We start from the raw sequence: 22,707 nt of genomic DNA, 5'->3' as shown, positions 1-22,707 counted from the left end.
CAACGCAATGGCAACTAAGAAAAAAATCCAACTCCCAGAAGTTAATTTCTCTGACTACGGTGACACACGCTACCTGCACCTCGGCACGCCGTGGGTGCAAGGCTCGATGAACATCGACAAACCTTTTGACATCGACCTTGAATACGTGCAACGCATGATGGCGTGGCTCTTGTTTGTGGACATCGACAAAGTTGGCAAGTTGCACGCCATGCAGTTGGGGTTGGGCGCGGCATCGCTCACCAAGTTTTCGTTCAAACACCTGCGCATGAAAACCACCGCGATTGAACTCAACCCGCAAGTCGTGGCTGCGTGCCGCCTGTGGTTCAAGTTGCCTGCTGACAGCGCCAAGCTGCAAGTGGTGTTGGGCGATGCCGCCGAGGTGGCCAAGCACGACCACTGGCGTGGCCAGATCGATGCGCTGCAAGTTGACTTGTACGACCACGAAGCTGCTTCGCCCGTGCTGGACAGTGCCGAGTTCTATGCCGACTGCCGCAGCCTGTTGACCGACGAGGGTTGCATGACGGTCAATCTGTTTGGCCGCAGCTCCAGCTTTGCGCAAAGTGTCGAGAAGATGGCTGCTGCGTTTGGTGCGGATGCATTGTGGGCTTTCAAGCCCACACGCGAGGGCAACACGGTAGTGCTGGCGCAACGCACACCTAGCGGCCCCAAACGCGCCGAATTGATGGCACGTGCCGAGGCGATTCAGGCGCGTTGGCCGCTGCCAGCGACCAAGTGGCTGCGTGTGTTCAAGCCTCTCAAAGCCTTATGAGGCAAGGGTTTACCCCTGATTTTTCTTCTTCAAAAATAGGTGGAACCCACATCGGATTAGGCCCCTCTGCAACTCCATAATTCATCGCATATTTGCTTTTGAATAGAGGAGAAGAAATGATCAAAAGTCAAAAAGACTTTTTCTCCGGCCTGATGTTTACATTGGTCGGTGCTGGTTTCGCTTGGGGCGCAACCAACTACAACATCGGTACCGGCGCTCGCATGGGGCCTGGCTACTTTCCCTTGTTACTCGGCATTTTCTTGGCCGTGTTGGGTGCCTTCATCACGTTTTATTCGTTGGTGGAACACACCGAAGACGGTGAGCCCGTAGGTGCTTTTGCGTGGAAGCCCATTGTTTACATCTTGGGTTCCAACGTTGTGTTTGGCATTTTGTTGGCTGGCTTGCCCAGCTTTGGCATTCCAGCGATGGGTTTGATTGCTGCGATCTACGCCTTGGTCATCATTGCCAGCAAAGCCGGTGAGACCTTTGTGTTCAAAGATGTCCTCATCTTGGCCACCATCTTGTCTGCTGGTAGCTACTTGGCCTTCATCGTGCTGCTGAAATTGCAAATGCCTGTATGGCCCACCTTCATCACTGGTTGAGCCGGGAGAAATAAAAAATGGATTTGATTGCAAACCTCTCACTAGGTTTTGGCGTGGCCTTCACGCCGGTTAACCTGATGTACGCCTTGGTCGGTTGTATCTTGGGCACGTTGATTGGCGTGTTGCCAGGCATCGGCCCAGTGGCGACCATCGCTATGTTGTTGCCTGCCACGTACGCGCTGCCCCCTGTGTCGGCGCTGATCATGTTGGCCGGTATTTACTACGGTGCTCAATACGGTGGTTCGACCACCGCGATTTTGGTGAACTTGCCCGGTGAATCGTCGTCGGTGGTGACCACCATCGACGGTTACCAAATGGCCCGCAAAGGCCGTGCAGGCCCCGCTTTGGCGGCTGCTGGTTTGGGTTCGTTCTTCGCCGGTTCTGTGGGTACTTTGATCTTGGCGGCCTTCGCGCCTCCTTTGACAGAACTCGCGTTCAAGTTCGGTCCTGCCGAATACTTCTCGCTCATGATCTTGGGCTTGGTGGGCGCGGTGGTGTTGGCTTCGGGCTCTTTGCTCAAAGCTATTGCCATGATCGTGTTGGGTCTTTTGATGGGCTTGATCGGTACCGACGTCAACTCTGGCGTGGCACGTTTCAGCTTTGACATCCCTGAACTCACCGACGGTGTGGGCTTTGTGGTGGTGGCGATGGGCGTGTTCGGTTACGGCGAGATCATCTCGAACTTGTCGCGTCCCGAAGAAGACCGCGAAGTGTTCACGGCCAAGGTGGAAGGTTTGTTCCCCACCAAGGAAGACTTCAAGAACATGATGCCTGCGGTGCTCCGTGGCACGGCCTTGGGTTCGATGCTCGGTGTGTTGCCTGGTGGCGGTGCGTTGTTGGCTGCGTTTGCCGCTTACACGATCGAAAAGAAAACCAAACTTCAACCTGGTGAAGTGCCCTTCGGTCAAGGCAACATCCGCGGTGTGGCTGCGCCTGAAGCGGCTAACAACGCAGGTGCACAAACCTCGTTCATTCCCTTGCTCACCTTGGGTATTCCACCCAACGCCGTGATGGCTTTGATGGTGGGTGCGATGACCATTCACAACATCCAACCCGGCCCACAGGTGATGACCAGCAACCCCGAGTTGTTCTGGGGTCTGATTGCCTCGATGTGGATTGGTAACTTGATGCTTGTGATCTTGAACTTGCCTTTGATTGGCATGTGGATCAAGTTGTTGTCAGTGCCTTACCGCTTCTTGTTCCCTGCCATCGTGCTGTTCTGCGCGATCGGTGTGTACTCGACCAACAACAACACCTTCGACATCTGGATGGTGGCTGGCTTTGGCTTGATTGGTTACCTCTTCATGAAGTTAGGTGTAGAGCCTGCGCCTTTGTTGCTCGGCTTCATCCTAGGGCCGATGATGGAAGAAAACCTGCGTCGCGCCTTGTTGCTGTCACGTGGTGACTGGACTGTGTTCGGTACACGTCCCTTGTCAGCTGGTTTGTTGGCGGCGGCGGCCTTGCTCTTGGTGATCGTGCTGCTGCCCTCCATCAAGTCCAAACGCGAAGAAGCCTTCGTGGAAGAGTAATTCAGTTCAAACTGTTTCACCTTCAAACGGCACCTTCGGGTGCCGTTTTTCGTTGGGGCAAGCTTGAGCTTCGTTTATATTGGCCGTTCAATGCGTTTTTGAAAGTGATCAATGATCGACCACCCCCAACGACTGGCCCTGCACAACGAAGTGCACGCACGTCCCCCAGAGCCCATGCAGGCACCGCAGGTGATTTCGCGCGTGGTCATGTGGGTGGACCGTGCCAGTGCGCAAGCGAGTCGCGACCACTTGGCGCAGTTGCTGCACGATCACCATTTACCCGCGCCTGATGCCCAGACCAACCATGTTCGTATGGATTTGGGCTCGTTTCGCATGCGCTGGGAGCTGCACACCGAGTTTGTGTCATGGACCTTCATGCGCCCTGTGAGCTCGGATGTGTTTGCGCAGTCAGAGCCCATGACAGCTGTGCAAGCTGTCCCCCAAAAATGGTTGGCCCAGTTGCCTGGTGAGTGCTTGGCGCGTTTGCATGTGTGGCTTGTGCCGTCGTCTACCTTGGACATTCACACAGACATGCCCAAGGTGCTGCATGAGGACACCTTGGTTGCTTCCACCGTGGCCGAAGGGCACGGCGAGGTGTACACCGATTTTCAGTTGCACCCCGATGGCTACTCACGCATTGTGTTGTTGACGGGCTCACTCACGCCGCGTCGCCAAGGTCGTTTGGTGCAGCAGCTGCTAGAGATCGAAACCTACCGCATGGCCGCTTTGTTGGGGGTGCCGGCAGCACGCGAGGCTTCGCATGCACTGGCCGATGCTGAGCGCGAATTGGCTGCACTCGCCAACGCCATTCGCAATGCCAAAAGTGCCGATGAAGCAGGGCTGTTGGACCGTCTCACGCGTTTGGCCGGCGAAGTGGAAGGCCAATACGCCAGCACGCATTCACGCTTCTCGGCCACGCGCGCTTACTTTGAGCTGGTCGATCGCCGCATCCGTGACATTGCCGAGTCGCGCATGCCCGGCATGCAAACCATTGCTGAATTCATGGAGCGTCGCCTGTCGCCCGCACGCAGCACCTGTGACTGGGCTTCGCGTCGTCAAAACGCATTGTCTGAACGCGTCTCACGCATGAGCAATTTGTTGCGCACACGGGTCGACTTTGAGCAACAACAAAGCAGCCAAGCCTTGCTCACCACCATGAACCAACGCCAAGACTTGCAACTCAAGATGCAGTCCACGGTGGAGGGCTTGTCCGTGGCGGCGATCACCTATTACTTCACGGGTTTGGTGAGCTATTTGGCCAAGGGCGCCGAAAAAATAGGTTGGCCTTTTTCGTCTGATGTCACCGCAGCTTGCGCTTTGCCTTTTGTGGGCTTGGTCGTTTGGTGGTCGATGCGCCGTTTACACAACAAGGTGTTCAAAAAATGAATTTTGATTTTTCTAACCCCTACACCTCCACGCGTTTGCCGGTGTTTGCGCGTAACGTGGTGTCCACATCGCACCCGCTTGCGGCCCAAGCGGGCTTGCGCATGTTGTGGCAAGGTGGCAATGCGGTTGATGCAGCCATCGCAGCCGCAGCCGCCATCACCCTGACCGAGCCTGTGAGTTGTGGCTTGGGGTCGGATGCGTTTTGTATTTTGTGGGATGGCCAAAAATTGCATGGGCTCAATGCTTCGGGCCACGCACCGCAAACGTGGACGCCTGAGTACTTCAAACGCAAATACGGCAACGATGCGCAAACGCCGCCCAAGCGCGGCATGGATTCCGTCACCGTGCCAGGCGCCGTGGCTTCGTGGGTGGCGATGAGCGAACGCTTTGGCAAATTGCCCTTTGAAGACCTGTTGCAACCGGCGATTGAAATTGCTGAGCGCGGTTATTTGTTGCCCGTGGTGGTGCAACAAAAATGGGCGGCTGCGACGCCGGAGTTGCACATGCAACCCGGCTTTGCGCAAAACTTTTTGCCGTGGGGACGTGCGCCTAAGGTGGGTGAGCTGTTCACATTTCCTGCGGCTGCCAAAGGTTTGCGTGCCATTGCCAAAAGCAAAGGCCAAGCCTTGTATGGCGGCGAGATTGCGCAAGCGATTGAACGTTTCTCAGCCGAACACGGTGGCAGCATCACGGCGCGTGACTTTGCCAACTACAAGGCAGAGTGGGTGACACCTCTTGCACAAAATTACCGCGGCTACACGCTGCATGAAATTCCACCGAACGGTCAAGGCATTGCGGCACTGATTGCTTTGGGCATCTTGGAAAACTTTGACATGGCGAGCTTGAAGGTGGATGGCGTGGATTCGCAACATCTGCAGATTGAAGCCATGAAGCTGGCATTTGCCGATGTGTACCGCTACGTGGCCGAGCCCAGCGCGATGGACGTCACACCCGCACAAATGCTGGATCCGTCTTACCTCAAGAGCCGCGCCCGATTGATCGACATGAAGCGCGCCCAAGACTTTGGTGCAGGCAACCCCGTCAAGGGCGGCACGATTTACCTCAGCACGGCGGATGAGAACGGCATGATGGTCAGCTTCATCCAAAGCAATTACATGGGCTTTGGCTCGGGCTGTGTCGAACCCAACTTTGGCATCAGCTTGCAAAACCGTGGTCACGGTTTCAGCTTGAACGCGCAGGGTTTGAACCCCGCCAATGTGGTGGCACCTGGCAAGCGTCCATTCCACACCATCATCCCAGCCTTCCTCAGCAAAGATGGTCAGCCCGTGATGAGCTACGGCGTGATGGGCGCCAACATGCAACCGCAAGGTCACATGCAAACGCTGGTGCGTATGTTGGATTACCAACAAAATCCGCAAGCTGCGTGTGATGCGCCGCGTTGGCGTTACAACGCGGGCTTGGAGATCAACGTCGAGGCGTCGCTCAACCACGACACAGTCCAGGGCTTGCAGGCGCGTGGCCACCAAGTGGGGGTCATCAACGACAGCTACCAAGACTTTGGTGCGGGTCAATTCATCTGGCGTGCAGGCGATCCCAAGGTCGAAGGCTACGTCGCCGCCAGCGATGCACGGCGTGATGGCTTGGTGGCAGGCTTTTAAACCGTGGGTGCGCAAGACAACGTGCATTTGAAACGTGGTGCTGTGCTGGCCGCGGTGTTGGCCTTGTTGGTCGCATGCGCTACGCAGCCTGGTGGTTGGACATCGCCCAGCGCTGTCAGCGGTGCACCACTGCAACCCGAAATCGCCACAGGCTTCACGCGCAAAGCCGATGTCGTCACCCAAAAATTTGCAGTGGCGGCGGCCAACCCCTTGGCCACACAAGCAGGCTTTGAGATGTTGACAGCAGGCGGCTCGGCGGTCGATGCCGCCATCGCCGTGCAAATGGTGTTGGGTTTGGTCGAGCCGCAATCCAGTGGCCTGGGTGGCGGTGCATTTTTGCTGCACAGCACAGCGGGTGATGGCGCAACTGTAAATGCCAAAGTGCAGGCCTTTGATGGCCGTGAAACTGCCCCCGCAGCAGCCACCGAAGACATGCTGCTCAATGCCGAGGGCCAGCCTCTGGCGTTTCACGCGGCCGTGGTGGGTGGTCGCTCGGTGGGCACGCCTGGCGTGTTACGCATGTTGGCGCAAGCGCACGCCCAACACGGAAAACTGCCATGGGCCAAATTGTTTGAGCCTGCCATTGCGCTTGCAAATCAGGGCTTTGCTATCAGCCCGCGTTTGCACGCGCAACTCAAGGCGGATGCGTATTTGCGTTCAGACCCTACCGCTCGCGCTTATTTTTACCAAGCCAATGGCGAGCCGCACGCGATCGGCCATGTGTTGCGCAACCCAGAGTTGGCCGCTGTGTTGCAACGCATCGCCACTGAGGGCGTGCAAGCGTTTTACAGCGGCGAGGTGGCCGAGGCCGTGGTGCGCAAAGTGCAGCAGCACCCCAGCAATCCAGGACGCTTGGCACTGAGCGACTTGGCCAATTACCAAGCCAAAGAGCGCACGCCTGTGTGTTTTGACCATGCCGCCGCGAGCCGTGTGTACCGCGTGTGTGGTTTTCCACCGCCCAGCTCGGGTGCGATTGCCATTGGCCAAATACTGGGCATGTTGCAGCACACGCCCGCGTCATTGATGTCGCCACCGACTGAGGCCGTGGATGGCACACCCGACCCGCGCTGGTTGCATCTGTACACCGAGGCTTCGCGTTTGGCCTTTGCCGACCGTGCCTTGTATGTGGCCGACCCTGACTTTGCGCCGGCCCCCAGCGGCGAATGGCAAAGCTTGCTGGCCCCTGCGTATCTGCGCGAGCGTGCCAAACTCATTCGCCCCACGGCCATGCCGCAAGCCTTGCCCGGTGTGCCCGTGCGTGCGCAACGCAGCAGCTTGGCACCCATGGTGGATCAGCCTGAGTACGGCACCTCACACATCAGCATCGTCGATGGCTACGGCAATGCGCTGGCCATGACCACCACCATCGAAGACGCGTTTGGTTCGCGCCAAATGGTGAAAGGTTTTTTGCTCAACAACGAGCTGACCGATTTCAGCTTTGCCCCGCGTGATACGCAGGGCCGCCTTGTGGCCAACCGTGTGCAGCCCAACAAACGCCCGCGTTCGTCCATGTCACCCACCTTGGTGTTTGACAAAGCCACGGGCCAGTTGGTGATGAGTGTGGGCAGCCCCGGCGGTGCGATGATCATTCACTTCACCGCCAAAACTTTGGTGGGCGTGTTGAACTGGGGCCTGAGCCCGCAGCAAGCCATTGCGTTGCCCAACTTTGGCAGCGTGGGCGGCCCACTGGTGTTGGAAGGCGGGCGCTTTGCGCCTGCTACCCTTGCGGCTTTGCGCGAGCGCGGCCACGAGGTGAGGGAACTTGCATTGACCAGCGGCTTGCAAGCCGTGGTCAAACAAAACAGAAATGAAAAATTCGTGTGGGTGAGCGGCGCTGACCCACGACGTGAAGGTGAGGTGATGGGTGAATAAATTGATTCGTGTTGGAGTGGCTTTGGTGATCGTCGCGCTGTCGGCGTTCTTTTCCTACAAAGGGTCGCACAGTTCATCGAACACGGCGTCGCATGAAAAAGCCAAGTCAGTGGCCGTGGTGCAAGAGGCCATGCCTGCCAGCAACTCCCCCATTGATTTCAAACACATCATCGGTGCAGATTACAAACGTCGCACCGGTGAGCCCACAGGCGGCCACACCTTGCTCAATGGCGATGTGCGCGTGATTGAAGGCAGTGCTTCTTCCCCTGATGCCACCGGCGTGTACCGCGCCCAAGTGCAAATGGCAGACCCACAGCGTGCAGGCCAGTGGATTACCAAGACCGATCGCAACGGCAACCCCATGCCCAACACCATGTTCCCCAAAGATTGGACCGCTGAGCAAGTGGTGAGCGAGGTGAATGCCGCATGGTTCAGCCCCACCAAAACCATTCGTGGTGAGAAATGGAGCGCGCTCACGCCCAGCGGTGTGCGTGTGGAAGGTTATCTAGAACCACGCGTCACGGCGTATCCCGTGTACAGCAAACGCAACTGATTCATGTCACTGCGTTGCTTCATCCAAACACAAGCGCCTGTGCCCGGCAGCGCCGCACAGTCCGTGCACTACCCCGCGTGTGAGTGGGTGAGTGACGACGGCACGGGAGACCACCAGCATCCGCTCAACCGCTTTGTGTGCAGTTGGTTGACCAGTGACATGGCTGACGTGGCGCACTGCGATGAGGTGCTGCACGCGATGACGCAAATCGAAGATGACGCGCGAGAAAAATGGTTTGTCGATGGCAATGCGTTCCATGTGGACATGGCCATCAACGGCGTGCAGTTCAATCAGAGCAATGTGGATTCAGATGACTTGGCGTATTGGAACCAGCCCGAAGGTCGATTCACTTGGCCTGAAGTGAAGGCCATGTTGCTCGCATGGCGTGATTTTTTGGCACAGCCAATCAAGCATTGATTCGTGTGCGCGGCACCCAAGTTGTCGTACATCCGCTACGTCAACGCGGTTCCGTATCCCCCAACCCCTCTTTGTGCTTGAGCACATCGCGCATCAGCGCATAGCGCGTCATACGTTGGCCTTGCACCAAACGAATCACACGTTTGAGGGGAATGCCAATGTGGGCCAAGGTTTGGCTGGCCAGCATGAGGCTGCCTTCAATCACTTCGGGCACCACTTCGGCGGCACCTGCTGCGCGCAGGTCTTCAAGGTGTTCGTCGTCATGGGTGCGCACGATCACAGGTACATGCGGTGCGTGTTCTTTGACCCATGCCAACACCTTGAGCGCCGAGGGTAGGTCGGGGTAAGTCACCGCCACCGCAGAGGCACGTACCAAGCCTGCGGACATGAGGCTTGAGAAACGGGTGGCGTCACCCAGCTCCACATGGTGGCCATGGTCGCGGCCCATTTGCACTTGATCGGGGTCAGAGTCGAGGGCCACGTAGGGAATGTTCTCGAGCTTGAGCAAGTCCACCAAGTTGTGACCGCTGCGACCATAGCCGCACACGATGACGTGGTTTTCTACCTTGAGCGATCGCTGAGCCATGCCAGTGAGGGCCAACGATTGCAGCAGCCAGTCGTTGCTGATGAGGCGGTTGACGATGCGGTCGGCATTCATCACTAAGAAGGGCGTGGCAATCATCGACAACACCATGGACGCCAAGATGGGGCTCATCCACGCAGCGGGGATGAGCGCGTTTTGCAGGCCCAGTGTCAACAACACAAAACCGAATTCACCCGCTTGCGCCAAGTACAACGAGGTGCGCAGGCTCACGCCTGCAGGCGCACCGGTGATGCGGGCCAACACAAACACCAAACCTGCTTTGAGGAACAAAGGCACGATGGACAGCAGCAGCACCCAAGCCCAACTGTCGATCAACACTTCCCAATCGAGCTTCATGCCGATGGTGATGAAGAACAAGCCCAGCAACACATCGTGGAAGGGGCGAATGTCTGCCTCCACCTTGTGTTTGAAATCGGTTTCGGCAATCAACATACCGGCTAAGAAGGCGCCCATGGCCAGTGACAAACCGGCCAACTCGGTGAGCCACGCCAAGCCCAGCGTCATGAACAAGAGGTTGAGCATGAACAACTCATCGCTCTTGCGGCGCGCCACCAAGTGCAACCAACTGCGCATCACACGTTGGCCACCCCACAACAGCAAGCCCACCAGCACCGCAGCTTTGAGCATGGCGATGGACAACACTTTCCACAGGTTGTGTTCACCCATATCGGCCAGTGCGGGGATGAGCACCAGCAGCGGCACCACGGCCAAATCTTGAAACAGCAGCACGCCCATCACGCGTTGGCCGTGCGGTGACTCCAGCTCCACACGATCTGCCATGAGTTTGACCACGATGGCGGTGCTTGACATGGCCAACGCACTGCCCAGTGCCAAAGCTGCTTGCCAGCTCAAACGCCAGATGTAGCCTAACTCTTTGAGTGCAAAGCCCACGGCGATGTTGAACAACAAAGCACCCACCAGCGTGAGCACCACTTGGCCCAGTCCCAAACCAAACACCAGCTTGCGCATGCGCATGAGCTTGGGCAGGTTGAATTCCAGTCCGATGACGAACATCAAAAACACCACACCAAACTCTGCCAAGTGTTCAATTGCCGCCGAGTCGTTGGCCAGTGCCAAAGCGTTGGGGCCAATCACCACGCCTGCAAACAAATAGCCCAACATGGCGGGCAAATGCAGCAGCCGGCAACCCACCACGCTGACCACGGCAGCGCACAAATACAGCAGGGTGAGTTCAAGGGATGACATACCCCTCAATGGTACCGAGCGTTTGTGACACGCCCGTGCTTATTGCTCACATAAACTCATGACTTACTGGTGATTTTTACGAATGAATTCTGTCCAACGTCCTGCTTTGTCGGGCCTTCTTTTGGCCTCCGCCGGCGCCATTGCATTCAGCGGCAAAGCCATCATCGTCAAGCTGTCTTATGTGTACGGAGTCGATGCCGTGACGGTCATCATGTACCGCATGCTGTTTGCACTGCCGTTCTTCATTGCCATAGGCTTGTGGGCGGAGCGTCAAGCCATTGCGCGCGAAAACCCGCTCACGCGTCGCGATGTGATCGACATCGTGGGTCTTGGCTTTGTGGGTTACTACTTGTCGAGCTACCTTGATTTCTTGGGCTTGCAATACATCACGGCCAGCCTTGAGCGACTCATTCTGTACCTCAACCCCACGTTGGTGATGTTGCTGGGATGGGTGCTGTACAAAAAACCGATTCGCCCCATTCGCATCTTGGCGATGGGGGTGAGTTACTGCGGCGTGTTGTTGGTGTTTGCGCATGAGCTCACACTGTCTGGCGCCAACGTGGCCTTGGGCGGTGGATTAATTTTGGCCAGCGCCATCAGCTACGCTGTGTATTTGCTGTACAGCGGTGAGTTGGTGCAGCGCATTGGCTCGTTGCGCTTGGTGGGTTGGGCCACCAGTGTGGCGTGCCTGTGCTGCATTGCGCAGTTCTTGTTGTTGCGCCCCTTGTCTGCGGCGGCGGTACCTGTGGAGGTGCTGTGGTTGGGTGTGCTGAACGCGGTGGCTTGTACTGTGGCCCCTGTGTTGATGGTGATGATGGCGATTGAGCGCATCGGCGCAGCGTTGACCGCACAAACCGGCATGATTGGCCCCATGTCTACCATTGCGTTAGGCGTGTTGCTGTTGGACGAACCATTGAACGTATGGATTGGTGCAGGCACACTGCTTGTGGTGAGTGGCGTATTTATTGTTTCGAAGTATGGGAGTAAGTGATGGATTTAGGTCTCAAAGGTAAATGGGCATTGGTGGGTGGCGCAAGCAAAGGGTTGGGCTTTGGCTGTGCGCAGTCACTCGCATGCGAAGGCGTCAACGTGGTCATCGTCGCGCGCGGTGCTGAGGCGTTAGAAGCTGCTGCGACAGAGCTGCGCAAACTGGGCACCACCATCCTCGCTGTGGCGGTAGACATCACCACCGAGCAAGGTCGCGAAGCCATTTGGTCCGTCGCAGGTGGACCTGGTAAAAACTTTGACATCGTGGTGACCAATGCAGGTGGCCCGCCACCCGGTGACTTCCGCAACTGGGAGCGCGAGGATTGGATCAAGGCGGTCGATGCCAACATGCTCACGCCGATTGAGCTGATCAAAGCCACGGTCGATGGCATGGCAGAGCGAGGTTTTGGCCGCATCGTCAATATCACCTCAAGCGCGGTGAAAGCACCCATCGACATCTTGGGCTTGTCCAATGGTGCGCGTTCAGGTTTGACGGGTTTTGTGGCGGGCGTGGCACGCACACAAAAATTGGCGGCCAACAATGTGACCATCAACAACTTGCTGCCCGGTGCGTACGACACCGACCGACTCAAGGGCACCATGAAAGGTGCCGCAGAAAAAACGGGTCAATCTGTGGATGCCGTGGCCGAGGCACGCAAGAAAACCATTCCTGCCCAACGCTTTGGCAACCCACAAGAGTTTGGTGATACCTGCGCGTTTTTGTGCTCGGCACAAGCGGGATACATGACGGGCCAAAACATCTTGACCGATGGTGGCGCTTACGCGGGCACGTTCTGAGTTACTTGCGTGACGACACCACAATGCCGCCAATGATCAGCACAAATGCTGCCGCGTGATACAGCTGCGGCATTTCGCCCAACACCAAGGCTGACAAGGTGGCGGTGAACACGGGAATGAGGTTCACAAAGAAGCCCGCAATGTTGGGCCCCACGCGTTGCACGCCCAAGCCCCAAAAGCGGTAGGCCAGCACCGCTGGGCCGACTGATACATAAACCAGCGCAGCCACCAACGGCCAGCTCCAGCTGATGTGTGCATCGGCAATGCCCGTCAGGCCCGCCCACTCAGCACCGCTGAACGCGGCAGACCAGAACAAGCCAAACACCATTTGCGCCATCAGGAAGTTGGCCCAGTTGCTGCGCGCTTCTGTGGGTTCTTGGGTGCCCGACAACAACCAGCTGTACCAAGACCACGCGGCCGTTGCCATGAGCACAAACACATCGCCGATGACCAAATGCACATTGGCCAGTGCATGCCAGTCACCACGGCACAGCACCACCATCACACCGAGGATGGACAGCACTGCCCCTGTCATTTGCCGCTTGCGCACTGTTTGCTTGAAGAACAACGCACCCACCAGCAACATGAACACAGGCATGCTCGAGCCGACCAAAGTCACGTTGATGGGTGTGGAGGTTTGCAGCGCTAAATACAGAAAGCTGTTGTACAAGCCCACACCCAGAAGGCCTAGCAAGGTGTAGCGCTTCCAGTGCGCCCACAAGGGGCTGTCGCGGCGCAGCATGCTGTGCGCCAAGGGCAGCACCAGCAAAAAGGCCAAGGCCCAGCGAAAGAAGTTGAGGGTGATGGGCGGAATGAGGTCCGCAATCATGCGGCCTATCACGGCGTTGCCAGCCCACAAAAGAGGCGGGATCAATAAAAGCGCCGCATTGCGCAGCGTGAGGGTGTGAGGAACAACTGACATAAGGGCAAGACTGTACCCGAGCCCCCCCCAATAACCTGTGCGACAGGAGAGGCACCCATTTCATGGCAGGATTCAGCGTCTGAAAAATTTCACCTATATCTGGAGCATCAATCCATGACCAAAGCAGTCATCATCGAAAAAAACGGCGGTCCCGAAGAGCTCAAGCTCGTTGACGTGACCGTGGGCCAACCTGGCCCTGGCGAAATCCGCATTCGCCACAAAGCCATCGGCCTGAACTTCATCGACGTGTACCAACGCAGCGGCGTGTATGCACTGCCTATGCCTTTGCACTTGGGCATGGAAGCTTCAGGCATCATCGAAGCCGTGGGCGAAGGCGTGACCCATTTGAAAGTGGGCGACCGTGCAGCGTATGCCAGCCAACCACCCGGCAGCTACTGCGAAGAGCGCGTGATGCCCGCCAAGTGCGTGTGCAAATTGCCAGATGCGATTTCGTTTGAAACCGGCGCAGCCATGATGCTCAAAGGTTTGACCGCGCAATATTTGTTGAAGCGTACCTTGCCACAAGGTGGCTTGCACAAAGGTGACTTCATCTTGTTCCACGCAGCCGCTGGCGGTGTGGGCTTGATCGCTTGCCAATGGGCCAAGGCTTTGGGCTACCAACTGATTGGCACGGCAGGAAGCGATGCCAAATGCGAATTGGCCAAGGCCAACGGTGCAGCGCACGTCATCAACTACAACACCGAAGATTTCTTGGTGCGCGTGAAAGAAATCACAGGCGGCAAAGGCGTGAAAGTGGTTTACGACTCAGTGGGTAAAGACACGTGGGACAAGTCACTCGATTGCATCGCACCATTTGGTTTGATGGCCAGCTTTGGTAACGCATCAGGTGCACCAGCGCCGATGGCTCCTGGCATCTTGGGCCCTAAAGGTTCGATCTACATCACACGTCAAACTTTGTTCAGCCACATCGTCACGCGCGAAAGCACGCAAGAAATGGCTGACGATTTGTTTGAAGCCGTGACCAGCGGCAAGGTGAAGATCCACATCGACCAAACTTACCCCTTGGCCGATATTGCCCAAGCGCACCGCGACTTGGAAGCCCGCAAGACCACGGGTTGCACCATCATCACTTTGTGATGACAGCGCAGAGGTTTCAGACGCTGGGTTCAGCGTCCTGAAACTTGTCTGCGCGGCAGGTGAGCACCAGCGTATCGCGATGGCCGCCCTCAGCCAATGGCTGGATGGGCGTGCTTTCGTGAATCACGCGGGTGTCGTCTAACAACATCAAGGACCAAGGCTCGCTCAGGGTGAAGCGCTCGCCTTGTGGGCCGTTGGCTTCAAACACGCGGGTCTCGCCGCCTTTGATGTGGGTGCGGTTGACCATGAACACCGCCACAAAATCCACGCCATCGCGATGCGCGCCTTCGGGTGTGGGGCGGCCAATGCCATCGGTGGTGTCAATGCGGAACTGATGCGCTTCGATGCACCACTTGGTGTTGGGCGTGCCGCGCACTTGGCTTGCTGTGTGCGCAAACGCGGTGAGCAGTTGGGTCCATGCAGATGTGTTGACTGTGGCCTCGTGCATGGGTTCAAACCAGCGTTCCATGCCACCGTGCAGCGCGTTGTAGTCGAGTGACTGCCAGTGCGCGCGGTGGGGCACTGGGTGCAGTGCGTCGTTTTCAAACACAAAGCTGCTGTGCAAGCGGCGACGGTAGCGGCCACCATCCTTGAGGTAATTGTCTGGCGGCATGTGGTCCCAGCTGGGGGACAGGGCTTGCAGCTCTTCCAGCGAGCATCCCGCCCATTCGGCCACGCTGGCGGCATTGAGCATGCCGTAGCCTTTGCGCGTGACGGCGTTGTGCAGCTCGGCCACGCTCACGGTGCTGGGGGCGAGTATTTGCATGTTCAGTTTCCGCGACGCACGCGCAGCACTTCATCCAAGATGAGGCAGGCGGCGCCCACGCTGATGCCGCAGTCGGCAATGTTGAACGCAGGGAAGTGAATGCCCGCGTAATAAAAATCTAAAAAGTCCACCACGTAGCCATACAACACGCGGTCCATCACATTGCCCACGGCACCGCCCAAGATGCAGGCAATGGCGAAGCCAAACAGTTTTTGACCGGGGTGTTTTTTGAGCATCCACACCATGGCGATGGTGGCCACCACGCCAAGGCCAGTGAAGAACCAACGCTGCCAGCCGCCCGCCGTGGCGAGGAACGAAAACGCAGCGCCTTCGTTGTGCACGCGCACGATGTTGAAAAAGCTGCTGACGGGAAAACCTTCACCCAACTGATACGTGCTGACGATGAGCACTTTGGTGAATTGATCGGCGATCAACACCAGAGCGGCTAGCCCTAGCCACACCCAGTAAGAGGTGGTGTTGCGAATGAAGGTGTGGCGTGCCATGTGTTGTGCTTTCTATCGTGCGCCGTTTAGGCGAAGTGACGCACTTCGCCGTCACCGTGCAAGTTGCTGTCGCAACGGCCGCACAGGGTGGGGTGAGCGGGGTTGTGGCCCACGTCGTCGCTGTAATGCCAGCAGCGTTCGCACTTGGTGGCTTCGCTGGCTTTGACTTCAACGGTCAAACCTGCGCCCTCAACCTTCACCAAAGAAACCTTTGATGTGATGAACACAAACTTCAAGTCGTCGCCCAATGAAGCCAAGGTGTCGTATGTTGCGTCGTCGCAGTGAATGATGAGTTCAGCTTGCAGTGACGCACCCACAGATCCTTCTGTGCGTTTGTCTTCGATTTTCTTGTTGGCGATTTCGCGAATTTGTTGGATGTTGCCCCACTTGTCCATCAACACCGCATTGCTTGCGCCGAGATCAGTGAAGGTTTCTAAGAAGATCGACTCAGACTTGCCAAACGTGGTCCACGCTTCTTCAGCGGTGAAGCTGAGGAACGGGGCCATCCAACGCAGCATGGCGTGGGTGATTTGGTGCAACGCGGTTTGTGCGCTGCGACGTGCGAGTGATTTAGGCGCTGTGGTGTACAGGCGGTCTTTGAGTACGTCCAAATAGAACGCGCCCAAATCTTCCGAGCAGTAAAGCTGCAACTTCGACACCACGGGGTGGAACTCATACGCGTCGAAGTGCGCGCGAATTTCGGCTTGCACTTGGGCAGCGCGAGACAGCGCGTACTTGTCGATTTCCAACAAGTCGTCAAATGCCACGGCGTCTTTGGCTGGATCAAAGTCACTCACGTTGGCGAGCAAGAAGCGCAGCGTGTTGCGAATGCGGCGGTACGCATCGACCACGCGAGCCAAGATTTTGTCGTCGATGTTCAGGTCGCCCGAGTAGTCGGTGCTGGCCACCCACAAGCGCACGATTTCTGCGCCCATCTTGTCGCTCACTTCTTGTGGCGCGACGGTGTTGCCCAAGCTCTTGCTCATCTTGCGGCCTTGGCCGTCGGTGGCAAAGCCGTGGGTCAGCAGGCCTTTGTAGGGCGCGCGGTCGTACAAGGCGCAGCCGAGCAACAACGAGCTGTGGAACCAGCCGCGGTGTTGGTCGTGGCCTTCTAAATACAAATCAGCTTCTGGCCCTTGGTCGTGGTGCGGCGCACGGTCGTAAGCATCTTTGTGGCTGCCGCGCAGCACGTGTTGGAAGGTCGAGCCAGAGTCAAACCACACTTCCAAGATGTCGGTGCTCTTGGTGTAGCTGGCTGCATCGTCGCCGGGCTGGTTGAGGATGTCCTCCACCGTCACGCGGCTCCATGCTTCGATGCCGCCTTTTTCAACGATGTCGGCTGCTTGGTCCATGATGGCCATTGTGCGTGGGTGCAACTCGCCGCTGTCTTTGTGCAAGAAGAACGGCACGGGCACACCCCAGCTGCGTTGGCGCGAGATGCACCAGTCGGGACGGTTGGCAATCATGTCGCGCAAACGTGCGCGGCCGTTTTCTGGGTAGAAGTGCGTTTGGTCAATCGCGTGCAACGCGAGTTCGCGCAGCGATTTGCTGGACTTGTCGGTGATGAACTTGCCCGTGGTTTTTTCGGTGGTGCTGTCAAACGCATCCATGCGGATGAACCACTGCGCTGCCGCGCGGTAGATGACGGGCGTTTTGTGACGCCAGCAATGGGGGTAGCTGTGCGTGATGGTTTGTGTGGCCATCAAGCGGCCTGCGTTTTGCAAGGTTTCCAGAATGACGGGCACAGCTTTCCAAATGTGCTGGCCACCGAACAACGGGAAGTCAGCGGCATACGCGCCGTTGCCTTGCACGGGGTTCAAGATGTCGGTGTACTTCATGCCGTTGGCCATGCATGAGTTGAAGTCATCCACGCCGTAGGCAGGTGCGCTGTGCACGATGCCTGTGCCGTCGCTCTCGCCCACGTAGTCGGCCAAGAAGACGGGGGCTGTGCGTTTGTAGCCAGCGTCCACATGTGACAGTGGGTGGTTGAATTCAATCAAGCCCAGCTTATCGCCGGTAGCTGTTGCCACCACTTTGCCTTCGAGCTTCCAACGCTCCAAACATTTCTCGACCAACGAAGCCGCGCACAAGAACAAACCACGCTCGGTGTCCACCAAGGCGTAGTTGATTTCGGGGTGCATGTTGAGCGCTTGGTTGGCAGGGATGGTCCACGCGGTGGTGGTCCAGATGACTGCAAACGCTTCTTTGTAGAGCTTGGGCAAACCAAACGCAGCAGCTAGTTTTTCGGGCTGGGCGCACAAGAAAGCCACGTCGAGCGTGTCGCTCTTCTTGTCGGCGTATTCAATTTCAAACTCGGCCAAAGATGAGCCGCAGTCAAAACACCAGTACACGGGCTTCAGGCCACGGTACACAAAGCCACGTTCCATCACGCGTTTGAAGGCGCGCAGTTGGCCGGCTTCGTTGGCAGGGTCCATGGTGCGGTAGGGGCGCTCCCAGTCCCCCAACACGCCCAAGCGTTTGAAGTCTTCGCGTTGTTGGTCAATTTGCTCGGTGGCGAATGCGCGGCTCTTGGCCTGCATGTCGTCGCGGCTGAGTTTGCGACCGTGTAGTTTTTCGATGGCGTTCTCGATGGGCAAACCGTGGCAGTCCCAGCCGGGAATGTATTGCGCGTCAAAGCCGCCCAATTGCTTGGACTTGACGATCATGTCCTTCAGCACTTTGTTCAGTGCGTGGCCGATGTGCAGTTTGCCGTTGGCGTAGGGCGGGCCGTCGTGCAGCACAAACAGCGGTGCACCTTGGCGAGCCACGCGCAGTTTTTTGTACAAGCCTTGCTCGTTCCATTGCTTGGCCCAAGCGGGTTCGCGTTTGGGCAAGTCGCCACGCATGGGGAACGGGGTGTCCATCATGTTTAGCGTGGAACGGTAGTCCGTGGAAGTTGGGGTGGCTTTGTCTGTCATGGCTATCTCAGGTCGGAGGCATTAAGAGGGGGCTGGCTGCTAAACCCAAAAGCTGGGCAGCTAGCTAAATCAGGCAGATGCGGGGCAATGTGCAGCAAGAGGGGGCTGCACGCCCCGTCAAATTCGGGCTGCGAGCCAGGCGCGTGCATCGTCGCAGTCTTTGTGTATGCCTTGCATCAAGGCATCCAGACCGTCGTACTTCAGCTCGTCGTGTAGTTTGTGCAGCAGTTCCACGCGGATGATTTTACCGTAGCCCCCCTCAGCGCCTAGGCTGGCGGGCCAGTCGAGGCAATGGGTTTCCAGCAGCACGCGGCCGCCGTTCACATCGGTCGGGTCGAGCGAGGGGCGAATGCCCAAATTGGCCACACCTGCCAAGGGCTGGTCGGCTAAACCATGTACCTGCACCACGAAGATGCCGCTGGCGGCGGGCTTCCAATGGCTGAAGCGCAGGTTGAGCGTGCGGCAGTTCAGCTCGCGGCCCAGCTTGCGGCCATGCACCACGTGGCCCGAAATGGCATAAGGGCGGCCCAGCAACTGCGCTACCTCTTGCATCGCGCCACGGCCCATGGCCTCGCGCACGGCAGAGCTGGACACGCGTAGGTTCTTCACCTCGTAGCTGTTCATGCGGGCCACGTCGAAGCCCAGCTTTCCGCCTGCCGCATCCAGCATGGCGTAGTCGCCCGCACGTTTGGCCCCAAAGCGGAAGTCGTCACCCACCAGCACGTATTTCACGCCTAGGCCTTTGACCAGCACGTCTTCGATGAAAGCCTGTGGCTCTTGCGAGGCAAAGCTTTGGTCAAACGGCAGCACCACGCATTGGTCTACACCGCAAGCTGCCAGCTCGTTGAGCTTGTCGCGCAGGGTGGCGATGCGGGCGGGGGCGAGGTCGGGCTGTTGGTGTTGCTTGGCGAAGAAGTCGCGCGGGTGAGGTTCAAACGTCATCACGCAACTGGGTACGCCGCGGTGACGTGCCTCATTTTTCAGCAGGGCCAGCATGGCTTGGTGGCCACGGTGCACGCCGTCAAAGTTGCCAATCGTCAGCGCACAGGCTGAAGCCAACTGGGGGTGATGAAAACCTCGAAAAATTTGCATGGTTTAAGTGTGGGGCGACGAACACAAAACTGTCACCCGATAAAGGTATATTGTCAGCGATAGATGTGCATTCCCGAACGGTCGTTATTGCAGCGAATGGAGGTGAGGTGTGAAGGTCTTGAAACTGTCTGCCCAAGGGCTACCGCAGTCATGGATATCGCTGGAAGAAGCGGTCCTCCACTACGCGGCCGACGAAGTGCGCTGGGAATCTGGCGGCGAGGTGGCGGTGTTTCATGGCGGCACCAATGCCATCACGGGCCAGCAGTCCATCATCACGGTCAACAGCATCATCGGCACGAAAGGTGTGCCCAATATCAACCCGTTTGATTTGAAATCGGGTCTGACCAACGACAAGCTTTTTAGCCGCGACCGCAACGTTTGCGCCTACTGCGGCGACCACTTTCACGAGTCAGAACTCACCCGCGAACACATTCGCCCCGTGGGCCAAGGCGGCCCCAATGTGTGGATGAATGTGGTGACGGCGTGTAAATCGTGCAACCATCGCAAAGGTAACCGCACGCCAGAGCAAGCGCGTATGCCGCTGCTGTACACACCTTATGAGCCATCGTTGTGGGAGGACTTCATCTTGCGCAACCGCCGTATCTTGGCGGATCAGATGGAGTTTTTGATGGCGCATGTGCCTAAGAGTTCTCGGCTCTTGGTTTGATTTGTTGCGTTCGTTCCGGCGAGTGGGCTGTTGCTCCGCTGAGAGGGGGATGGGCAGCTTCCTCATGCTGGAGTACCAGAAATCGTCAGCTGCCCATCCCCCTCTCAGCTGCGAACTTCCTCACTCTGTCTACGTTAATCCGCCAGTAGTTCCGCTACCGCCTTCGGATAAATCAAATGCTCCTGCGTCAGCACCCGCGCAGCCAATGTGTCTGCCGTGTCGTCGGGCAGCACGGGCACTATCGCCTGCGCGAGGATGGGGCCGTGGTCTAGCTCGGCGGTGACGCGGTGTACGGTGGCTCCGGCAAATTTGCAGCCGGCTTCGATGGCGCGCTCGTGCGTGTGCAGGCCAGGGAAGGCGGGCAGGAGCGAGGGATGGATGTTGAGCAGTCGGCCTTCGTAGTGCGCCACAAAACCTGGCGTGAGGATGCGCATGAAGCCAGCCAGCACAACAAGGTGGGGCTGGTGTTTGTCGATCTCGGTCATCAAGGCGGCGTCAAAGGCTTCGCGGGGTTGGGGCTGGTCGGCGAAGGCTTTGTGGTCGATGACGGATGTGGCAATACCGTGTTCTTTGGCAAAGGCCAAGCCTTTGGCGTCGGCTTTGTTGCTGATGACGGCACTCACCCGTGCGTTGAATTGCTTGGCCCAGTTTTGGGCTTGCGCGGTGCGCACGATGGCGGCCATGTTGGAGCCGCCGCCAGAGATCAAGATGACGATGTTTTTCATTGCCGCGAATTATCGCGGGGTGTGTAACACCGCTGCATACAAGGCTTAGTTGGTTTTGACGAAGCGCGGCTGCATCACGCCGTCAATCAGCACCTGTTCGTTAAACATGGCAGCAGGGCGCACCCACAGGCCGTGTGCGCCGTAGAGGGCGCGGTAGAGGGTCATGGGTTCTAGCGTTTCGCTGTGGCGCACGGTGCCAATCACCTCGTATTGGCCGCCTTTGTAGTGGCGGTAGAGGCCGATGGGAGTTTCTTGCATTGGGGGGAGGTCTTGGTCGTTCATAGGATGGGACAATACACCCTATGCATCCAAAAGCCCTCCTCGAAGCTTGTACTGAGCTTGTTCGCCTCACTTTGAAGTTTGACCACCCTGCTGATGCGGTGGTGTCTAAGTTTTTCCGTGACTACCGTAAAACCTATGCCTTCGGCCCGCGCGAGCGTGCGGCCTTGGCCGAAACCACCTACAACGTGTTGCGCAACAAGCTGCGTTACGACCACTTTGCCCCTTCGGGCTCTGGCCCCAAAGAGCGCCGCTTGGCCATCCTTGGCTTTGCACAGCACTTGAAAGACCAAGCGCCTGCCAATAATGCGCCCAAGAGCGCCAAGCACGCCAACAACAGCCCGCTCGACTTTTTGTTCAGCGCGTTGAACAAACAAGAAGCCGCATGGCTCGAAGCCTGCGAAGCGGTGAACCCCACCGACCTGATGGAACGTCATCGCCACAACATGCCCGAGTGGTTGGTAGAGCCACTCAAGGCCCAAGTGGGCGAGGGCTTTTGGCCTTTGGTCGAACGCCTCAACGGCGGCGCACCGCTGGACTTGCGCGTGAACACCTTCACCGACAAACGTGCCGATGTGCAGCACGAGTTGAAGCTCGCGGGCATCAAGGCTGTGGACACACCGTTCTCGCCTTGGGGTTTGCGCATCGAAGGCAAACCCGCCTTGTCTGGCCTAGACGCGTTTGCGCGTGGCGCGATTGAAGTGCAAGACGAAGGCTCACAGCTGTTGGCCCTGTTGCTCGACGCCAAGCGTGGCGAGATGGTGGTGGACTTTTGCGCAGGCGCAGGCGGCAAGACGCTTGCCATCGGCGCGTCCATGCGCAGCACTGGCCGCTTGTATGCGTTTGACACCTCTGGTCATCGCTTGGAATCGCTCAAGCCCCGCTTGGCACGCAGCAAGTTGTCAAACGTTCACCCCTCCGCCATTGCGCACGAGCGTGACGAGCGTGTGAAGCGCCTAAGCGGCAAGATTGACCGCGTGTTGGTGGATGCACCTTGCTCGGGCCTAGGCACCTTGCGCCGCAACCCTGACCTGAAATGGCGTCAGTCACCCAAGGCCGTTGAAGAGTTGACGGTCAAGCAAACCTCCATCTTGGCCAGCGCTGCGCGTTTGGTGAAGTCGGGTGGCCGCTTGGTGTACGCCACGTGTAGCGTGTTGCCCGAAGAGAACGAGGCTATCGCCAAAGCCTTCAGTGCAGCTCACCCCAACTTTGTGCCGTTGTCAGCAGCCGACACTCTGACAGAGCTAAAAGTAGCCAATGCGGCCTCTTTGTGTACGACAGACGGTTTGTATTTGCGCCTTTGGCCCCATATACATGCGACAGACGGGTTTTTTGCTGCGGTTTGGGTAGCTAAATAAGGCCCAAAACCTTAAAATTGACAGTTGATCTCTACAC

The 22,707-nt window shown here is 57.7% G+C and carries 21 protein-coding genes; 13 read left to right on the top strand and 8 right to left on the bottom strand.

Translation table 11 applies throughout. The features are described 5' to 3' along the window. Positions 1–7 precede the first annotated feature (7 nt). The 8 genes from C5F52_RS25820 to C5F52_RS25785 all read left to right on the top strand — a co-directional run bounded on the left by C5F52_RS25820 (position 8) and on the right by C5F52_RS25785 (position 8,747). Complete coding sequence (locus C5F52_RS25820; protein WP_104801244.1) at positions 8–769, top strand: spermidine synthase; 762 nt, start codon at positions 8–10, stop codon at positions 767–769. Positions 770–885: 116 nt separating this feature from the next. Beyond that, entirely contained in the window at positions 886–1,371 is a 486-nt protein-coding gene (locus C5F52_RS25815) for a tripartite tricarboxylate transporter TctB family protein (protein WP_104801243.1), read from the top strand. Positions 1,372–1,388: 17 nt separating this feature from the next. After that, the gene (locus C5F52_RS25810; protein WP_104801242.1) at positions 1,389–2,900 is read left to right on the top strand and encodes a tripartite tricarboxylate transporter permease; all 1,512 of its coding nucleotides are present in this window, start codon (positions 1,389–1,391) and stop codon (positions 2,898–2,900) included. A gap of 111 nt (positions 2,901–3,011) precedes the next feature. Further along, positions 3,012–4,286: a DUF3422 family protein gene (locus C5F52_RS25805; RefSeq protein ID WP_104801241.1), complete on the top strand. Its 1,275-nt coding sequence runs from the start codon at positions 3,012–3,014 to the stop codon at positions 4,284–4,286. Then, complete coding sequence (locus C5F52_RS25800) at positions 4,283–5,905, top strand: gamma-glutamyltransferase family protein (RefSeq protein ID WP_104801240.1); 1,623 nt, start codon at positions 4,283–4,285, stop codon at positions 5,903–5,905. The genes C5F52_RS25805 and C5F52_RS25800 overlap by 4 nt, the downstream gene beginning before the upstream one ends. 3 nt (positions 5,906–5,908) lie before the next feature. After that, on the top strand, positions 5,909–7,777 hold the full coding sequence (locus tag C5F52_RS25795; protein ID WP_369954360.1) for a gamma-glutamyltransferase family protein: 1,869 nt from the start codon (positions 5,909–5,911) through the stop codon (positions 7,775–7,777). Continuing rightward, entirely contained in the window at positions 7,770–8,330 is a 561-nt protein-coding gene (locus tag C5F52_RS25790; RefSeq protein ID WP_146100165.1) for an EndoU domain-containing protein, read from the top strand. The genes C5F52_RS25795 and C5F52_RS25790 overlap by 8 nt, the downstream gene beginning before the upstream one ends. A gap of 3 nt (positions 8,331–8,333) precedes the next feature. Next, positions 8,334–8,747: a hypothetical protein gene (locus tag C5F52_RS25785; protein ID WP_104801238.1), complete on the top strand. Its 414-nt coding sequence runs from the start codon at positions 8,334–8,336 to the stop codon at positions 8,745–8,747. Between the two features lie 40 nt (positions 8,748–8,787). Here C5F52_RS25785 and C5F52_RS25780 read toward each other — a convergent pair whose 3' ends face one another. Beyond that, entirely contained in the window at positions 8,788–10,557 is a 1,770-nt protein-coding gene (locus tag C5F52_RS25780) for a cation:proton antiporter (protein WP_104801237.1), read from the bottom strand. 82 nt (positions 10,558–10,639) lie between these two features. On the opposite strand from C5F52_RS25780, the gene C5F52_RS25775 reads away from it, so the two are divergent. Both C5F52_RS25775 and C5F52_RS25770 read left to right on the top strand, forming a co-directional pair. After that, entirely contained in the window at positions 10,640–11,548 is a 909-nt protein-coding gene (locus C5F52_RS25775) for a DMT family transporter (RefSeq protein WP_104801236.1), read from the top strand. Next, positions 11,548–12,342, top strand: a complete 795-nt coding sequence (locus C5F52_RS25770) for an SDR family oxidoreductase (protein WP_104801235.1) — start codon at positions 11,548–11,550, stop codon at positions 12,340–12,342. The genes C5F52_RS25775 and C5F52_RS25770 overlap by 1 nt, the downstream gene beginning before the upstream one ends. Position 12,343: 1 nt before the next feature. On the opposite strand, the gene C5F52_RS25765 is transcribed toward C5F52_RS25770, so the two are convergent. After that, the gene (locus C5F52_RS25765; RefSeq protein ID WP_104801234.1) at positions 12,344–13,264 is read right to left on the bottom strand and encodes a DMT family transporter; all 921 of its coding nucleotides are present in this window, start codon (positions 13,262–13,264) and stop codon (positions 12,344–12,346) included. Positions 13,265–13,378: 114 nt separating this feature from the next. Here C5F52_RS25765 and C5F52_RS25760 point away from each other — a divergent pair, with 114 nt between their 5' ends. Then, positions 13,379–14,362, top strand: a complete 984-nt coding sequence (locus C5F52_RS25760; protein WP_104801233.1) for a quinone oxidoreductase — start codon at positions 13,379–13,381, stop codon at positions 14,360–14,362. A 16-nt stretch (positions 14,363–14,378) separates the two neighbouring features. Here C5F52_RS25760 and C5F52_RS25755 read toward each other — a convergent pair whose 3' ends face one another. From C5F52_RS25755 to C5F52_RS25740, 4 genes are all read right to left on the bottom strand, one after another. Next, positions 14,379–15,128, bottom strand: a complete 750-nt coding sequence (locus C5F52_RS25755; RefSeq protein ID WP_104801232.1) for a 2OG-Fe dioxygenase family protein — start codon at positions 15,126–15,128, stop codon at positions 14,379–14,381. 2 nt (positions 15,129–15,130) lie between these two features. Further along, positions 15,131–15,631 carry a signal peptidase II gene (gene lspA / locus C5F52_RS25750; protein WP_104801231.1) on the bottom strand — a complete coding sequence of 167 codons (501 nt, stop codon included), beginning with the start codon at positions 15,629–15,631 and terminating at the stop codon, positions 15,131–15,133. Between the two features lie 26 nt (positions 15,632–15,657). Further along, positions 15,658–18,549: an isoleucine--tRNA ligase gene (ileS, locus tag C5F52_RS25745; RefSeq protein WP_104801230.1), complete on the bottom strand. Its 2,892-nt coding sequence runs from the start codon at positions 18,547–18,549 to the stop codon at positions 15,658–15,660. 117 nt (positions 18,550–18,666) lie between these two features. Beyond that, positions 18,667–19,641, bottom strand: a complete 975-nt coding sequence (locus tag C5F52_RS25740) for a bifunctional riboflavin kinase/FAD synthetase (RefSeq protein ID WP_104801229.1) — start codon at positions 19,639–19,641, stop codon at positions 18,667–18,669. Between the two features lie 109 nt (positions 19,642–19,750). On the opposite strand from C5F52_RS25740, the gene C5F52_RS25735 reads away from it, so the two are divergent. Beyond that, positions 19,751–20,308 (top strand): HNH endonuclease, encoded by a 558-nt coding sequence (locus C5F52_RS25735; RefSeq protein ID WP_104801228.1) that lies wholly within the window; start codon positions 19,751–19,753, stop codon positions 20,306–20,308. A 134-nt stretch (positions 20,309–20,442) separates the two neighbouring features. On the opposite strand, the gene purN is transcribed toward C5F52_RS25735, so the two are convergent. Further along, a complete protein-coding gene (gene purN, locus C5F52_RS25730) occupies positions 20,443–21,033 on the bottom strand; it encodes a phosphoribosylglycinamide formyltransferase (protein WP_104801227.1) in 591 nt (196 codons plus the stop codon). A gap of 45 nt (positions 21,034–21,078) precedes the next feature. Then, entirely contained in the window at positions 21,079–21,315 is a 237-nt protein-coding gene (locus C5F52_RS25725) for a DUF1653 domain-containing protein (RefSeq protein WP_104801226.1), read from the bottom strand. A 20-nt stretch (positions 21,316–21,335) separates the two neighbouring features. Between C5F52_RS25725 and C5F52_RS25720 the strand changes: the two genes are divergently transcribed. Further along, positions 21,336–22,670 carry an RsmB/NOP family class I SAM-dependent RNA methyltransferase gene (locus tag C5F52_RS25720; protein ID WP_104801225.1) on the top strand — a complete coding sequence of 445 codons (1,335 nt, stop codon included), beginning with the start codon at positions 21,336–21,338 and terminating at the stop codon, positions 22,668–22,670. Positions 22,671–22,707: the final 37 nt, after the last annotated feature.

The organism is Limnohabitans sp. TS-CS-82 (assembly GCF_002943475.1).
This window is presented reverse-complemented; position numbering and strand designations above follow the sequence as displayed.

Excerpts from the sequence above, each read along its gene's own strand:
- C5F52_RS25785 (WP_104801238.1), top strand. The coding sequence starts at position 8,334 with ATGTCACTGCGTTGCTTCATCCAAACACAAGCGCCTGTGCCCGGCAGC.
- purN (WP_104801227.1), bottom strand. The coding sequence starts at position 21,033 with ATGAAAAACATCGTCATCTTGATCTCTGGCGGCGGCTCCAACATGGCC.
- lspA (WP_104801231.1), bottom strand. The coding sequence starts at position 15,631 with ATGGCACGCCACACCTTCATTCGCAACACCACCTCTTACTGGGTGTGG.
- C5F52_RS25740 (WP_104801229.1), bottom strand. The coding sequence starts at position 19,641 with ATGCAAATTTTTCGAGGTTTTCATCACCCCCAGTTGGCTTCAGCCTGT.
- C5F52_RS25800 (WP_104801240.1), top strand. The coding sequence starts at position 4,283 with ATGAATTTTGATTTTTCTAACCCCTACACCTCCACGCGTTTGCCGGTG.
- C5F52_RS25815 (WP_104801243.1), top strand. The coding sequence starts at position 886 with ATGATCAAAAGTCAAAAAGACTTTTTCTCCGGCCTGATGTTTACATTG.
- C5F52_RS25780 (WP_104801237.1), bottom strand. The coding sequence starts at position 10,557 with ATGTCATCCCTTGAACTCACCCTGCTGTATTTGTGCGCTGCCGTGGTC.
- C5F52_RS25820 (WP_104801244.1), top strand. The coding sequence starts at position 8 with ATGGCAACTAAGAAAAAAATCCAACTCCCAGAAGTTAATTTCTCTGAC.
- C5F52_RS25810 (WP_104801242.1), top strand. The coding sequence starts at position 1,389 with ATGGATTTGATTGCAAACCTCTCACTAGGTTTTGGCGTGGCCTTCACG.
- ileS (WP_104801230.1), bottom strand. The coding sequence starts at position 18,549 with ATGACAGACAAAGCCACCCCAACTTCCACGGACTACCGTTCCACGCTA.
- C5F52_RS25720 (WP_104801225.1), top strand. The coding sequence starts at position 21,336 with ATGCATCCAAAAGCCCTCCTCGAAGCTTGTACTGAGCTTGTTCGCCTC.
- C5F52_RS25725 (WP_104801226.1), bottom strand. The coding sequence starts at position 21,315 with ATGAACGACCAAGACCTCCCCCCAATGCAAGAAACTCCCATCGGCCTC.
- C5F52_RS25765 (WP_104801234.1), bottom strand. The coding sequence starts at position 13,264 with ATGTCAGTTGTTCCTCACACCCTCACGCTGCGCAATGCGGCGCTTTTA.
- C5F52_RS25770 (WP_104801235.1), top strand. The coding sequence starts at position 11,548 with ATGGATTTAGGTCTCAAAGGTAAATGGGCATTGGTGGGTGGCGCAAGC.
- C5F52_RS25760 (WP_104801233.1), top strand. The coding sequence starts at position 13,379 with ATGACCAAAGCAGTCATCATCGAAAAAAACGGCGGTCCCGAAGAGCTC.
- C5F52_RS25805 (WP_104801241.1), top strand. The coding sequence starts at position 3,012 with ATGATCGACCACCCCCAACGACTGGCCCTGCACAACGAAGTGCACGCA.
- C5F52_RS25775 (WP_104801236.1), top strand. The coding sequence starts at position 10,640 with ATGAATTCTGTCCAACGTCCTGCTTTGTCGGGCCTTCTTTTGGCCTCC.
- C5F52_RS25755 (WP_104801232.1), bottom strand. The coding sequence starts at position 15,128 with ATGCAAATACTCGCCCCCAGCACCGTGAGCGTGGCCGAGCTGCACAAC.